Below are 14,172 nucleotides of genomic sequence, written 5' to 3'. Positions count from 1 at the left end.
TCAGCATTCCATTTGTCTCGATACATTGTCCAAGCTCAAAACCGGTTCATAGCTTTTGCTGCGTTTTTGTTGGTAATGCTCGATTAAAGATTACCTGAAGGAGGCCTTTCATGGCACCTCGTGTTCTCGTATCCGATAAATTGTCGCCTACCGCCGTCCAGATTTTCAAAGATCGCGGCGTTGAAGTTGATTATCTTCCCGATCTTGGCAAGGACAAGGAAAAGCTCCTTGAAGTCATTGGCCAATATGATGGCCTGGCGATTCGTTCTGCCACCAAAGTCACTGAAAAGCTGATTGCAGCCGCCACCAATCTCAAGGTTGTGGGGCGTGCTGGTATCGGCGTGGACAATGTTGATATTCCGGCCGCATCGCGCCGTGGTATCATTGTGATGAATACGCCTTTCGGCAATTCGATCACCACCGCAGAGCACGCAATTGCTCTCATGTTTGCGGTTGCACGTCAGCTTCCTGAGGCTGATGTTTCCACACGCGCTGGCAAGTGGGAAAAGAACCGCTTCATGGGCGTCGAAATCACTGGCAAGACGCTTGGCGTTGTCGGCTGTGGCAATATCGGTGCGGTTGTTGCCACGCGTGGCATTGGCCTCAAGATGCATGTAGTGGCGTTTGATCCGTTCCTTTCCGAAGGACGTGCGCAGGAGCTGGGCGTTGAAAAGGTGGAGCTGGATGAACTTCTGGCACGTGCCGATTTCATTACGCTGCATACGCCACTGACCGATAAGACACGCGGCATCATCAATGCAGACGCACTTGCAAAGACCAAGTCAGGTGTTCGCATCATCAATTGCGCGCGCGGTGGTCTGATCGTCGAAAAGGATTTGGTGGAAGCGCTGAAATCCGGTCACGTGGCTGGTGCTGGTATCGACGTGTTCGAGACGGAACCGGCAACTGAGAACGAGCTGTTCAATCTGCCTAATGTCGTTTGCACGCCGCATCTTGGTGCTTCGACTTCAGAAGCGCAGGAAAATGTGGCTTTGCAAGTGGCCGAGCAGATGTCGGATTATCTCGTCAAGGGCGCGGTATCCAATGCCATCAACATGCCCTCAATCACAGCAGAAGAAGCACCGCGTCTCAAGCCCTTCGTCAAGCTTGCAGAAGTTCTCGGTGCCTTCGTTGGTCAGGTAACGGACGAGCCTATTCAAGAAGTCGAAGTGCTTTTTGACGGCTCAACGGCTGGCATGAATACCCGTGCTCTGGTGAGTGCCGCTCTCGCTGGTCTGATCCGCCCACAGATGGCTGATGTGAACATGGTTTCGGCCCCGATTATGGTGAAGGAACGGGGAATCATCGTTTCTGAGATCAAACGTGACAAGTCGGGTATCTTTGACGGCTATATCAAGCTGACGGTGAAGACGACTGAGCGTGAACGCTCGATTGCCGGAACCTGCTTCTCAGATGGCAAAGCGCGGTTCATTCAGATCAAGGGAATCAACCTTGATGCAGAAGTCGGTCCGCACATGCTTTATGTGACGAATGTCGATATTCCCGGCATGATCGGTCTGCTTGGAACGATCTGCGGCAAGCACAATATCAACATCGCAAACTTCGCTCTCGGACGTAATCACCCGGGCGGCGATGCGATTGCGATGCTCTACGTCGATGACAGAATTCCACAGGCAGCACTTGACGAACTCATGGCCCAAGAGGCAATCAAGGCGGCAAGACCTTTGGAATTCAACATCGAGGAAGCTTGAGTAACATGACGGACGGGATTGAACAGGCAGAATGGCGACGCATGCAAGCGCCAGATATGGCGCGTGTGACGGCAGTAGCCAATGTCGTTCATCCCGACTTCTTCGAGGATGAGGCGGTCTTCCGGGACCGCTTCAGCATTTATCCGGCTGGTTGTTTTGTGCTGGCACGCGGCGTTGAAATTCTTGGCTATGGCATCAGCCACCCGTGGAAACTTGATTCGGTTCCCGCCCTTAATTCGGTGTTGGGTGAACTGTCCAATGACACCAGCACTTATTATATTCACGATATTGCGCTTCTGCCAGAAGTCCGTTCTGGCGGGCAGGCATCGCGTGTTGTCGAGCTGATGGCAGCACAAGCCGAACGTGACGGCTTTGTCACCATGGCGCTCGTTGCCGTCAATGGTTCTCAGGGCTTCTGGGAGAAGAAGGGCTTTGTCATCCGCGACGTGCCTGCACTCGAAGAAAAGCTCAAAGGTTATTCGGATGAGGCGCTCTATATGGTCCGCGCGGGCTAGTGGTGTGATTCCGACATTTGCATCCCTCGTTTACAGGCGTTGGAGAAATGCCTGAATCAGAAGAACCACTAGCAAGTTTGTGAACCGAGTGGATTTTTCGAAATTGACGTTTGAAACAGCATTTGTGTCGGTCGGGATTCAAACGTCAAATTCAATCCATGAAATCGCAGATATTCTGGCTTTTGTGGTTTGCAAATGACATTTTGCCGTGCTTCCGGCGCTCTTATCCACGTTCCCGATAAAATATTCGTATTTCGTGCATGAAAGAGTCGCGTAAGCGGGATTCAGTCTGTATAGAGACGAGGGATCAGCGCCTCGCGTTAAATGGTCGGGGCTGCTCGCGATCCTTGGGTTTTTTTAGAACGGCTAAAGCCGGACCGAGGAGTTTTCTCAATGGCTAATGTGGTTGTCGTCGGGTCGCAATGGGGCGACGAGGGCAAGGGAAAGATCGTGGACTGGTTGTCCGAGCGCGCCGATGTCATCGTGCGCTATCAGGGCGGTCATAACGCGGGTCATACGCTTGTCATCGATGGCGTCAGCTACAAGCTTTCGCTTCTGCCGTCTGGCCTTGTGCGTGGTAAGCTGAGCGTGATCGGCAATGGTGTTGTGGTTGATCCGCATCATTTCGTCATGGAAGTCGAGAAACTGCGCGGGCAGGGCATCGAAATTACCCCGGAAGTTTTGCGTATTGCAGAAAACGCTCCACTGATTCTTTCTGTTCATCGTGAACTTGACGCTATGCGCGAAGGCGCTACCGAAGGCCTTAAGATCGGCACGACCAAGCGCGGCATCGGCCCTGCTTACGAAGACAAGGTTGGCCGTCGTGCAATCCGTGTCATCGATTTGACTGAGCTGGAAACGCTTGAGCCTAAGGTTGAGCGTCTGCTTGCCCATCATAACCTGCTGCGTCGTGGCATGGGCCTTGAAGAAATCTCGGTTAAGACCATTCTTGAAGAGCTGACTTCGGTTGCCGACAAGATCCTGCCTTACATCGATCAGGTCTGGCGCGTTCTCGATGAACGCCGCAAGGCTGGCAACCGCATTCTGTTTGAAGGTGCTCAGGGCGCGCTGCTTGATAACGACCACGGCACCTATCCGTTCGTCACTTCGTCCAACACTGTTGCCGGTCAGGCTGCTGCTGGTTCGGGCCTTGGTCCAACAGCAATTGGTTACGTTCTCGGCATCACCAAAGCTTACACGACCCGTGTTGGCGAAGGTCCATTCCCAACCGAACTCAATGATGAAATCGGCGAGTTTCTTGGCACCAAGGGCCATGAATTTGGCGTTGTAACGGGTCGCAAGCGTCGTTGTGGCTGGTTCGATGCGGTTATCGTTCGTCAGACGGTTCGCACTTCGGGCATCACTGGTATTGCTCTGACCAAGCTGGACGTTCTCGATGGCCTTGACGAGATCAAGATTTGCGTCGCTTACGAACTTGATGGCAAGCGCATCGATTATCTGCCGTCGTCGATGGGCGCGCAGGCGCGCGTGAAGCCGATTTACGAAACGCTGCCAGGCTGGTCGGAAACGACTGCCGGTGCACGCTCGTGGAACGAACTTCCTGCCCAGGCAGTCAAATATGTTCGCCATATCGAAGAGCTGATTGGTGCTCCGGTTGCCATGCTCTCGACCAGCCCGGAACGTGAAGACACGATCCTCGTAACTGATCCATTTCTTGATTAATTGACCTGACGTACGGTTCTGCTACATAAAAATGCCCGGTTTGCTGTTATGGCTGACCGGGTATTTTTTTAAGGTTTTTTCGCGATCATTTTGAAAGGCTTCACTTAATCGTCGCCCTAGCCTTTGCTTTCCCTTGATTATTGTGATTATTGAGACATTTATTGCATCTCGTACTCGCGGAAATTGGGTAAGACGGCATGGCAGATTTTGTAGCGGTTCTGAAAAAGACAATCGATGCGCAGGCAGACAAATCGCCTGAACTGCGCCAGCGCGTCTATGCAAAGGCACGCGCGACGATTGAACAGAAGCTTGTGACGGCAAATGCCTCGCAGGTTGTGGCTGTTCGCCAGCGCAAAATTCTCGAAGACGCAATTGAAGAAGCTGAGGCTTTTTACGCCCCGCCAGCATCCACACCTGCGGTTGAAGAACCGCAAACTGATCCGCTGGAAGATTTTCTGCACGAATCAACGCGTTCGACAAGAATGTCATCTTATGACGATGAAGCACCGGTTTCGACCGAGCGTCGTCATTCTGACAGTGATGCCGAAAGTGGTGATGATAGTTCGCCGGTACATTCCCGTAGTCATGATGACTGGGCAGTCGAGCGTGATCGGGACGGCTCCGATGACAAAGCATATGCCCGCCGCGGAGAATATACAGATCGCGATGTACGGAAAGAGAAGCGATCATTTAAGGGCTTGATCATTGGCCTTATCGCCGTCTTCGCGCTTGGTGGTGCGGGCTATGGTGTCTGGGCCAACAAGGATAAGCTGCAGGAACTCGCATCAAGTCTTGGCCGCAGTGATGCACCAGCAAGCGGAGATACCGGGACTGCGCAGCAGCCTGCAGAACAAACCCCGCCGGCTGGACAGACCGCAGGCAACGAAACAGCACCAAGCGAACAGACGCCGCCAGCATCACCTGAAGAACAGAAGATGACGCAGCGCCTGATGCCAGATGGCAGTGAAACCGATGAAGGCCCATCGGGAGGTCAGTCCGGTGTTGGCGAAGGCAAATCGACTGCCGCTTCAACACCAACGCCTGAGCAGACGAACACGCAGAATCAACCTCAGGCCCAGCAGGCCGTAGCCGTTGGCCAGCAGGCGCTTCTCTATGAAGAGCGCGGCGGCACTGAAACCGGCTCAGTTGAACGCGGCAACGTTGTCTGGTCCGAGATCGAGGAAAGCCCGAGTGAGGGTGAACCAGTTGCACCCGCTATTCGCGCAAGCGTCACGATGCCTGACAGCAAGGTTGAGCTGAAGATGACGATCCGCAAGAATACGGATCAGTCGATTCCTGCCAGCCATCTGATTGAAATGGTTTTCACTGTGCCTGACAATTTCGTTGGTGGTGTCGTCGACAATGTTCAGCGTATTACATTTAAGGATACCGAACAGGCAGCGGGCAATCCGCTGATCGCAGTACCGTCCAAGATCGCAGATAATTTCTTCATTATCTGGCTCAATGATGCAAAGACTGCGCAAGATACCAATCTTTCGCTGATGCGCCGTCTGCAGTGGATCGATATTCCGGTTTCCTATCGCAATGGTCGCCGTGCTCTGATCAGTCTTGAAAAAGGTGTTCCGGGCGAGAAGGTCTTTAACGACGTCCTTGGTGCGAGCTAACAAATCGAAACAGAGAATCAAAAAAGGCCGCGTAAAGCGGCCTTTTTCTTTCAAAGAGCCTGATTATTTCTTGTCTGCAAAAGCTTTGATGGCCTTAGCCACTTCGTTTGCTGCGGTTTCAGCAGTGTCAAAGCCGCCCAGCTCAACAGATTTGCGGCCTTCCGGAAGCTGCTTGTAGACGCGGAAGAAGGCTTCAAGGCGCTGCTGCTCGATCTTTGGCAGATCCGAGAGTTCCTTGATATTGTCGTAGGTTGGATCGATTTTCGAGGTGGGAACAGCAACGATCTTGTCGTCGGTTTCGCCACCGTCGATCATCTTCAGAACGCCGATTGGACGAACCTTGATGATGGCGCCCGGAACAATTGGTTCACGCGTGTAGACCAGAGCATCAAGCGGATCGCCGTCGCCAGCCAGCGTGCTGGTGATTGAGCCGTAATTGGCTGGATAGATGACGGGCATCGACTGATAACGGTCGACAACAATGTGGCCGGTCTTGTCGTCAATTTCGTATTTGGTGAAGCTTCCCTGAGGAATTTCGATGGCAGTGAAGAACTCTTTCCCATCCTGTTCTTTCTGAGGATAGTCGAGATAAGAGACATATTCAGAGGCAGATACGGCGGTTGCGGCGGTAAGGGCAAGGGCTGCGGCGAGCAGGAGCTTTTTCATGGGATGACTGACCTTTGGCTTCGGTGAAATACACCTGTTGCCTAAAGCCATTGCATCACAGTTATTTGACGGATTTTTATCGGTTCTATGACAGTCGTCGGCGGCTGGCGATCAATTAGCACGGGTTTCGATTTCACCTGCAGCCCCAATCGCGATTTTGTCACGCATTCAAATGCAAACTGCCGCAAAATGGAGTGATCCATCTGCGGCAGGCTTTGTTTTCAAAGTGAGCAGAAATTTAGGCGTGAGCTTCCTCGACATGGATCAACGCCTTTTGCTGCTTGATGGCTGCAGCCTTGACTGCGGCCTGCACTTTTTCAAAAGCGCGCACTTCGATCTGACGAACGCGTTCGCGGCTGATACCAAACTCTCCGGAAAGGTCTTCCAGGGTCATTGGATCTTCCGACAGGCGGCGAGCCTCGAAAATGCGGCGTTCACGTTCGTTGAGCGTGTCCATGGCCTGTTCGAGCAGAGAACGGCGGCTTTCCAGTTCATCCTGTTCGATCAGAACCTGTTCCTGGCTGCTGCTGTCATCGACAAGCCAATCCTGCCACTCGCCCGATTCACCTTCACTTGCACGCAGAGGCGCATTAAGCGAAGCGTCACCGGAGAGGCGGCGGTTCATTGAAACCACTTCGGCTTCACTGACTTTCAGCTTGGTCGCAATCTGCTTGACCTGATCCGGCTTGAGATCGCCGTCATCGAGTGCTTGAATCTTGCTCTTCATCTTGCGCAGATTAAAGAACAGGCGCTTCTGATTGGCGGTGGTGCCCATCTTCACGAGGCTCCACGAGCGCAGGATATATTCCTGTATCGAAGCCTTGATCCACCACATTGCATAAGTTGCAAGGCGGAAGCCGCGTTCTGGTTCAAAGCGCTTGACTGCCTGCATCAGGCCGACATTGCCTTCAGAGATCACTTCGCCAATCGGCAGGCCATAGCCGCGATAGCCCATAGCAATCTTTGCTACGAGGCGAAGATGGCTCGTCACCAGCCTATGAGCGGCTTTCGGATCAGTATGTTCGTGATAACGCTTCGCCAGCATGTATTCTTCCTGCGGCTGAAGCATTGGAAAGCGGCGAATTTCTTCGAGATAACGGGTAAGGCCACCGTCACCGGATGTAACACTGGGGAGATTAACCTGGGCCATAGAGCACCCTCCTTTATAATTTCAGGCTCCCATGTGGCGAACCTGTCGCGGGGGCTGCCTCCTGCACTTCCCTCACGCGAGCCTCCATATATAGGCACGATTTTGGCGAAAACACGATCTTTAAACCAATGAAACAATCTGTCACCAGAATGTGAACAGCGAGGGTAAGCAGGCGTCTCTTTCGTTACGAAAGGTTCCCTCGCTATGCACGTTCATGAGCGGCCAAAAACAAGCCTATATATTTCCCAATTTTATATAGAGTGGCTGCGGAAATTTTCCAGAAGGTGTTCCATATCTTCCGGCATCGCTGCTTCAAATCGCATCAGTTCTTCTGTGGTCGGATGCGTAAAAGCAAGAAGCCACGCGTGAAGCGCTTGCCGATGGAAGCCATGTACGGCGTTCTTCAGCGGTTCTGGAAGCTTGTTGGCTTTGGTCTTGTAAGCACCGCCATAATCCATATCGCCGACAAGCGGGTGACCGATATGGGCCATGTGAACACGGATCTGATGCGTACGGCCTGTTTCGAGCCGGCATTCAACCAGTGAAGCAAGGGAAGTAGCATCTTCCTGCGGCGCGAATTTCTCAATCGTTGAATAATGGGTGATTGCGTGGCGTGCGTCTTCACGCTCTTCTTTGACCACAGCTTGTTTGGTGCGATCGCGATGGGAGCGGCCAAGATGTGCATCAATCACGCCATGCGGGCGCTCGGTCATGCCCCAGACGAGCGCGAGATAGGCGCGTTCGAGATCGCCTGTGCGGCCATGGTCGGCAAACTGTTCGCTCAAATGCCGATGGGAGCGGTCATTCTTGGCAACAACCATAACCCCGCTTGTGTCCTTATCCAGACGATGAACGATGCCCGGCCGGCGAATTCCACCGATGCCGGACAAGCTATCGCCACAATGATAGATGAGTGCATTAACGAGCGTTCCCGTCCAATTGCCGTTGCCCGGATGGACAACGAGGCCTGCGGGCTTGTTGATGACAATAAGATCATCATCCTCGTAGAGAATATCCAGCGGGATATCCTCTCCTTGCGGGTCGGCAGGTTCAGGCTCTGGCAGCACGATGGCAATCTTCATGCCTTCGCGCAGCTTTTGTTTTGCGCCGCTGGCGGGAATACCATCGAGGGTCACATGACCTTCAGCAATCAGGGACTGGACGCGACTGCGGGAGAGTTCCGGCCCCAATGCTGCGGCCAGCCACTGGTCTAATCTCTTGCCCGCAGCATCAGTGTCGGCAATTAGTTCTTTCAATTGTCTCTTCCCTTCGTTATCACGCGCCCACGCGGGTGCATGAACCGGAGTCATTTAATGCAGGATCCACACTATCCCAGATACCAGAATCAACAGGATTCAGGATATCAGGACTATCAGCAGGGCTATTATCCGGAAGAACAACAGCCGGAACCCCCGCTTGATCCAGCGATGGAGAAAGTCCGTCGCAAGATGATCCGTCTGCTTGCAGTTTCCATCGGTGTTATGTTGATTGGTCTTATGGCTGTGCTTGTCGCAGTTGTCTACAAGATCAATCGTGCACCGGATGTGAGCGAAGCAGAAGCTGCACGTTCAGATATTCCCGGACAGGCCGCAATCGCACCGCCTCAACCTGAGCCAGTCAAGCTGATCGAATCACAGATCGAGCTTGCACCGGGCACACGCCTCCTGTCGCAGAGCCTTTCTGGCCAGCAGCTTTCGCTGGAAACCTTGCTGCCAGATGGCGGTACTGAGATTATCGTATACGATTATCGTGAGTCCCGCATCGTTGGCCGCATCAAGCTCGGCAATGTCGAGTAATTCATGAGTGATGGGCGGCAGTTCTGTCGCCCATTTTCAATAATAGCCGGCATTGCGCTTTTAGTTTGTCAGGTCTATATCAGCAGCAGCTACATAGCTCCGCGCCCATCGTCTAGCGGTTAGGACGGCGCCCTCTCACGGCGCAAACAGGGGTTCGATTCCCCTTGGGCGTACCAATAAAATCAATTGCTTAGATCAGTCGTGAAGAAATTTATCTAAATAACCGTCAAATAAACGGTTTCTGAGATGGCTATTTTCGGGGCCACGAAGCCGCCTTCAATGCGCCAGGGTGTGGTAATCTGTCGGCTTCTTGCTGCCTCTCTCCAACAGCCAATAGCAGCGCCGGCGTTTGATAAACTTTGATATTAAATCAAATCACCTCGCGCGTATTGGTCTCCAAAGCCCACTTTCGGCTATTTCCGAAAGAGGGGTAAGCTCAATTTTGTGCAACCTCCTACTTAAAATTCAGAAGACCTCGTAAAACTAGAAGAAGCATCCGAAACAGGGCTTCTGTCTTCGGCCTATTTGTTAGCCTTTCATAACCACCAACTATGGTGCAACTTGAGTGCGGCAATGAAATAGATACGAGAGGATAGGGCAGCATGGGCGATAAACCGACGAACAATCCTTTTGATGGCCCTCAAATGCAGGGTACGCATTATCATCGCGCTGATATGTCGGGTACGAATTTCGACGGCGTAAATCTGTCAGAAGCAAGGTTTTACGCCGTTTTGAGCAAAGCAAAATTCAATGATGTGAATTTATGCGAGGCAGAGTTTGACGACGCCAATCTCACAGCAGCGCGCTTCAATGACGTCAACATGACCAGCGTCAGTATTACAAATGCGAACATGACTGGTTTGAACATCAGCGGTGTTACGCTGGCGGGCGCTAACATATCAGATGCTGACCTGACAGATATGCGCATCAATGGCATCCTTGTTTCCGCACTTTTTGAAGCTTACGAACAAGCTAAGCCTGGTCGGGATTAGTCTGCGCAGAGGTTCTCACCTGTGGTGGAAAGCTGATGGCACAAATCTGTACCATGCGTCCCATCGGCGTCCGTAGCGGTTAATACGGCTGCATCGGGTCAACGTAAATGTTGCCGTCATTGTATACTTGGATTGTCAAATCAGGGTTGCCTTTGATGATTTCATATTCAACCCCTTGCCGCATTTTCCATTGATAGCCCTTTTCAGGGCGACCCGAAGAAACAGGTTCCCATTTCATTTCCGAAACTGGCTTGCCTTCGCCCCACCTATTTTCTTTGCTAGCGAATATTTTGCTCGGAGTGTCGCCCTTATCTCGCAGGTTGAAATCGTAATAGTTCTTACGGTCTTGCAATAGGATTGCCTTTGCATCTGTCAGCTTAACACCCTTATTATCGACCTTATCTTTTTCGCTGATATGAGCGGTGTAGCTGTCAATAAGCTTGGGTGCTGGTGCCTGCTGCGGAACCGCAGCAATATGTGCCGAACTGCTTTCTTTGGAGGTGTCACTGGTCGTACATGCCGTGACCAATGCAACCGCGCAGATGCTGACAGTGATTGGAATAAATCGTTTCATAGTTGCCCCCATGTTTGCCGCAAACTGGCAGAGGCGTGACAGGCGGTCAAGAGGGATCGCAAATCCGAACACGCTTACATCGTCTGGTTTTCCGACAATGCTCAAGCGCTAAAATGCATTGCTGTTACAACAACGGAGGACGGTTTGAAGCTTTCCCGTAAAACCGCAAGTCTGTTTTCGATGTCAACATAAGACAACAGGAATCATCGCTACCCGCATCGCGTTCGCGCAGGCGTTCATGTTCGACATGCAGCTCAAATGGCCATCTTCCAGCATATCAAGAGTTTCTATAGCGGTTGCCACTGGCTTCATATCCGGGGTGGCAGGAGAACTCTGGCATTCAAAGCAGACATTGCTTAATGAGGTGGATAAACAGCATAAAGTCAGTACAAGCTTACTACTGATCACAATGATGCCAACGATAGACGAAGAGCTGAAACACTGAGGGTGAGAAATGCGTCATACGAAATATTCCGTTGTCTTGTGCGCTGCTTTAGGAATTTACGCATTTCCCCAGGTTCCAGCATCAGCCCAAGCAGGGTTTGATTGCGGTAAGGCCTCCACTGCAACTGAAAAGGCAATTTGTTCTAAGGAAGAAATTTCCGAGGCAGATAGGGCTATGTCGATTGCTTATTCTGCACTTATTGAAAGAGCCGATCCTGCATTGAAAAACGCACTTCGCGTGGATCAGGGTGACTTCATTCGGTTGCGCGCCGAGGCGTTTGAAAGTCGTTTATCTAATCCAGAAAGCAAACTGACAGATTTGCTGGACCGGACAGAAATGCGTGCAGAGTTCCTCAATTGGATATCCGTCACCAGCACCCCATCCCTTGAAGGCAACTGGCGCAATGAATGGGGCCTGGTTGAGGTGGAAAGGAATAAGTCGGGACAATTGGCTGTGAAGTTGAATGTTGCGGATCAGGCCAATGGGAGCTGGGTGTGCAGCTTTGAAGGTGTGCTTGAGCAGAAAACTGCTGGTGAAGCTGAATTTAAAGGCGAGAACGGCCCTCTGGTGTTGCGTCTTGAAGGGGCGACCTTGAAAATTCCAACACCGTTTTGCGATGGGTCTACGTCTGGGGGCTTTGGTACTGCAGCCGGCACCTATTTTCGTGTTGGTGCACCGTAAGCGATACACGCCGCCGTTGGCGATCGGACCTATATCCTTGGTACAATCAAAACTTTTGGCGTGATACTTTATTTCACACAAACGAAATGGCTAGCATAAGGCTGGCCGTTGAATTCACGAACGATCGAGAAATTGACTGCGTATGGATCAAGCAAAATCTGTCAGGATGCAGAATTGGTGCTTCTCGGCGATTATATCCCTGATATTTGGCGCAGTAACCGCACTCATTTTCTACTATCTCGTTTTCTTCGGCGTCGGCAATGATGGATATTTCGTGATATTCTGCGTTTACACCGCCCCGGTGGGGATAGTTTTCGGTCTTTGGGGTCTGTTTTACTGGCACAGTTCTGTGGCCTTCATCGGAATTGTTCTGAGCCTCTCACCACTTGCCTATCTATAAGTTTTCAATTGCTCGAGACCTGCTTCCCGTCAACAGGAAGCTTGTTTTCCAGGGTACGGGATAAATGGTCTGGGGAGATGTCCCCCATTCCAGTTGCAAAAATTTGCAACTGGAGCGTTGCCGGTGCATAATCCTGGCATGAGTGAATCGTATAAGAAACCTGATTATGAGCAGGAGTTGAGGCAGGCTGGTGTCCGCATTACGCGGCCGCGCCGCATCATCCTGAACATATTGACAGAGACGGAAGATCACCCGGATGCGCTGGAGATTTTCCGACGCGCGGTCGAGATTGATAACAGCATTTCGCTGTCCACTGTTTACAGGACGATGAAGCTGCTGGAAGAGCTGGGCGCTATTCACCGCCATGCGTTTGCTGGTGGGCCGTCCCGGTTTGAGCAGGCGAGCGGTGCACATCATGACCATATCATCGATATGGATAGTGGCGATGTGGTCGAATTCCGCTCCGACAAGATCGAAAAACTGCAGGAAGAGATCGCCCGTTCGCTGGGATATGAGATCGTTCACCACCGTCTCGAACTTTATTGCAAAAAAATAAAATCCTGAGGGAACCAAATCTCTCAATTGGCGTTTTCTGGGTGTGAAGACTGCAACCCGCCCCGCAAGCAGTCTTCATCGTTCACTTCAATCTCCCCGTATGAAGTGGACAGCGAGAATGCCGCGCAGACGCCCCCGTTTATGCAGCTGGCGTTCCGCATATTCAGAGTAAAGCCGTTGTGGTGAGGACCATAACGGCTTTTCTTTTGTCATTTCGAATGGGGTGACAGGTCAGATTGGCCTGAAGGTATTCGTTCTCTTCAGGAATCGAATTGTTCAGCCGGAATTGTAAGAGAATAGACGGCGCCTGTGCCATCCACGCGATATTCAGCGTGACCACCCACGGCTGCGGGCACGATGCGCTGCAGAACGGCGCTGCCAAAGCGAGGGTCATGTTGAAAGACTTCCGGCATTGACGGGTTGGTCTCTTCCCAATGAAAGACCAGTTGTTCGTCGCCTTTTTCCGTTCGGTGGATTTTTGCCGAGATGACGACGCGCCCATAAGGGATGGAAAGCCCACCAAAAGATGTCGCGTTGATGATCAGCTCATGCAGCGCAAGCCCGACATGCAATGCCGCTCCCGGAAACAGATAGGGATTATCACTTTCGATGATCAGACGTTCATCATTGATATCGATATATTTCTCAATCTGCGAGCGAACGAGATCCAGAAACAATGCGCCGTGCCAATTGGAATCAGTCACCAGATCCTGAGAATAGGATAGAGACTGGATACGACCGCGGAATTTTAAAAGAAAGTCATCGACAGAATCGGTAAAGCGGGCGGTTTGACTGGCAATGCTCTGCACGATGGCAAGCAGGTTCTTGGATCGATGGCTGACTTCGCGCAACAAGGTTTTCAGCACTTGTTCGCGGCGTTTCAATTCGCTTATTTCAAGGGCGGTGGTAACGAGCCCCAGCACTTTACCATCAGCATCGCGATCACAATCAATGTGAAACTCTATCCAGCGAAGCTTGTCGCCATCATTAATGGCCAGCTCGACATTTTGTGCAGTTCCGGTCTCAAGTGCTGTGCGTTTGGCGTGATCAAGCCGTGACATGGAAGTAGAGAAGATAAAATCGCAGTCCTGCCCCCCGGCCTTCCATTTCTCTTGCCAGTAGGACGGGATATTTTCACCCCAGGCGTAGCGCAGATCAGATGTTTGATAGAGTACGCAGACATTGCTGTTTCGCACCGCTCGCAGCAATGCGCGCAATCGTGAAGCATCCGGCTCAGTTTCTTTGAGAGTTGGGTTTGATGCCGTCATGAATGCCTCAACTGCCGTCTGCTATAGAATGAAAATGGCACGGTGATCGATAAAATAGTGTTTTGAAATTGAGAGTTTAATAACGTCTGATTGTCTTGAAGACGAATGAT

14 protein-coding genes and 1 tRNA gene are annotated in these 14,172 nt (G+C 51.7%); 10 read left to right on the top strand and 5 right to left on the bottom strand.

Annotated features, from left to right (window positions below; genetic code table 11):
• Positions 1 to 110: 110 nt before the first annotated feature.
• The 4 genes from serA (at position 111) to CEV32_RS16000 (ending at position 5,535) form a co-directional block, all read left to right on the top strand.
• On the top strand, positions 111 to 1,712 hold the full coding sequence (serA, locus tag CEV32_RS16015) for a phosphoglycerate dehydrogenase (protein ID WP_094578124.1): 1,602 nt from the start codon (positions 111 to 113) through the stop codon (positions 1,710 to 1,712).
• A 5-nt stretch (positions 1,713 to 1,717) separates the two neighbouring features.
• Positions 1,718 to 2,227 carry a GNAT family N-acetyltransferase gene (locus CEV32_RS16010; protein ID WP_094578123.1) on the top strand — a complete coding sequence of 170 codons (510 nt, stop codon included), beginning with the start codon at positions 1,718 to 1,720 and terminating at the stop codon, positions 2,225 to 2,227.
• A gap of 393 nt (positions 2,228 to 2,620) precedes the next feature.
• Entirely contained in the window at positions 2,621 to 3,910 is a 1,290-nt protein-coding gene (locus tag CEV32_RS16005; protein WP_094578122.1) for an adenylosuccinate synthase, read from the top strand.
• A 197-nt stretch (positions 3,911 to 4,107) separates the two neighbouring features.
• Positions 4,108 to 5,535 (top strand): transcriptional regulator, encoded by a 1,428-nt coding sequence (locus CEV32_RS16000; protein WP_094578121.1) that lies wholly within the window; start codon positions 4,108 to 4,110, stop codon positions 5,533 to 5,535.
• A gap of 63 nt (positions 5,536 to 5,598) precedes the next feature.
• On the opposite strand, the gene CEV32_RS15995 is transcribed toward CEV32_RS16000, so the two are convergent.
• From CEV32_RS15995 to CEV32_RS15985, 3 genes are all read right to left on the bottom strand, one after another.
• Positions 5,599 to 6,201 carry an inorganic diphosphatase gene (locus tag CEV32_RS15995; RefSeq protein WP_094578120.1) on the bottom strand — a complete coding sequence of 201 codons (603 nt, stop codon included), beginning with the start codon at positions 6,199 to 6,201 and terminating at the stop codon, positions 5,599 to 5,601.
• A gap of 238 nt (positions 6,202 to 6,439) precedes the next feature.
• Positions 6,440 to 7,351 (bottom strand): RNA polymerase sigma factor RpoH, encoded by a 912-nt coding sequence (gene rpoH / locus CEV32_RS15990; RefSeq protein WP_094578119.1) that lies wholly within the window; start codon positions 7,349 to 7,351, stop codon positions 6,440 to 6,442.
• Between the two features lie 251 nt (positions 7,352 to 7,602).
• A complete protein-coding gene (locus CEV32_RS15985; RefSeq protein WP_208620860.1) occupies positions 7,603 to 8,661 on the bottom strand; it encodes an RluA family pseudouridine synthase in 1,059 nt (352 codons plus the stop codon).
• Between the two features lie 3 nt (positions 8,662 to 8,664).
• Here CEV32_RS15985 and CEV32_RS15980 point away from each other — a divergent pair, with 3 nt between their 5' ends.
• The 3 genes from CEV32_RS15980 to CEV32_RS15970 all read left to right on the top strand — a co-directional run bounded on the left by CEV32_RS15980 (position 8,665) and on the right by CEV32_RS15970 (position 10,139).
• On the top strand, positions 8,665 to 9,147 hold the full coding sequence (locus CEV32_RS15980; RefSeq protein WP_094578117.1) for a hypothetical protein: 483 nt from the start codon (positions 8,665 to 8,667) through the stop codon (positions 9,145 to 9,147).
• A 101-nt stretch (positions 9,148 to 9,248) separates the two neighbouring features.
• Positions 9,249 to 9,323 (top strand) — tRNA-Glu (locus CEV32_RS15975).
• A 426-nt stretch (positions 9,324 to 9,749) separates the two neighbouring features.
• Positions 9,750 to 10,139, top strand: a complete 390-nt coding sequence (locus CEV32_RS15970) for a pentapeptide repeat-containing protein (RefSeq protein ID WP_094578116.1) — start codon at positions 9,750 to 9,752, stop codon at positions 10,137 to 10,139.
• Between the two features lie 79 nt (positions 10,140 to 10,218).
• Here the strand turns inward: CEV32_RS15970 and CEV32_RS15965 are convergent, their stop codons facing one another.
• Positions 10,219 to 10,785: a hypothetical protein gene (locus tag CEV32_RS15965; protein ID WP_094578115.1), complete on the bottom strand. Its 567-nt coding sequence runs from the start codon at positions 10,783 to 10,785 to the stop codon at positions 10,219 to 10,221.
• Between the two features lie 382 nt (positions 10,786 to 11,167).
• Here CEV32_RS15965 and CEV32_RS15955 point away from each other — a divergent pair, with 382 nt between their 5' ends.
• The 3 genes from CEV32_RS15955 to CEV32_RS15945 all read left to right on the top strand — a co-directional run bounded on the left by CEV32_RS15955 (position 11,168) and on the right by CEV32_RS15945 (position 12,803).
• Entirely contained in the window at positions 11,168 to 11,839 is a 672-nt protein-coding gene (locus CEV32_RS15955) for a lysozyme inhibitor LprI family protein (protein ID WP_094578113.1), read from the top strand.
• Positions 11,840 to 11,981: 142 nt separating this feature from the next.
• Positions 11,982 to 12,239, top strand: a complete 258-nt coding sequence (locus CEV32_RS15950) for a hypothetical protein (protein WP_235818839.1) — start codon at positions 11,982 to 11,984, stop codon at positions 12,237 to 12,239.
• A 138-nt stretch (positions 12,240 to 12,377) separates the two neighbouring features.
• Positions 12,378 to 12,803 (top strand): Fur family transcriptional regulator, encoded by a 426-nt coding sequence (locus CEV32_RS15945; protein WP_024895691.1) that lies wholly within the window; start codon positions 12,378 to 12,380, stop codon positions 12,801 to 12,803.
• Between the two features lie 251 nt (positions 12,804 to 13,054).
• On the opposite strand, the gene CEV32_RS15940 is transcribed toward CEV32_RS15945, so the two are convergent.
• Positions 13,055 to 14,062, bottom strand: a complete 1,008-nt coding sequence (locus CEV32_RS15940) for a sensor histidine kinase (RefSeq protein WP_094578111.1) — start codon at positions 14,060 to 14,062, stop codon at positions 13,055 to 13,057.
• Positions 14,063 to 14,172: the final 110 nt, after the last annotated feature.

It is taken from the genome of Brucella rhizosphaerae, from assembly GCF_002252475.1.
GTDB lineage: Bacteria > Pseudomonadota > Alphaproteobacteria > Rhizobiales > Rhizobiaceae > Brucella > Brucella rhizosphaerae.
Note: the sequence above shows the minus strand (reverse complement) of the source record. Positions and strands in the feature narration are given on the sequence as shown.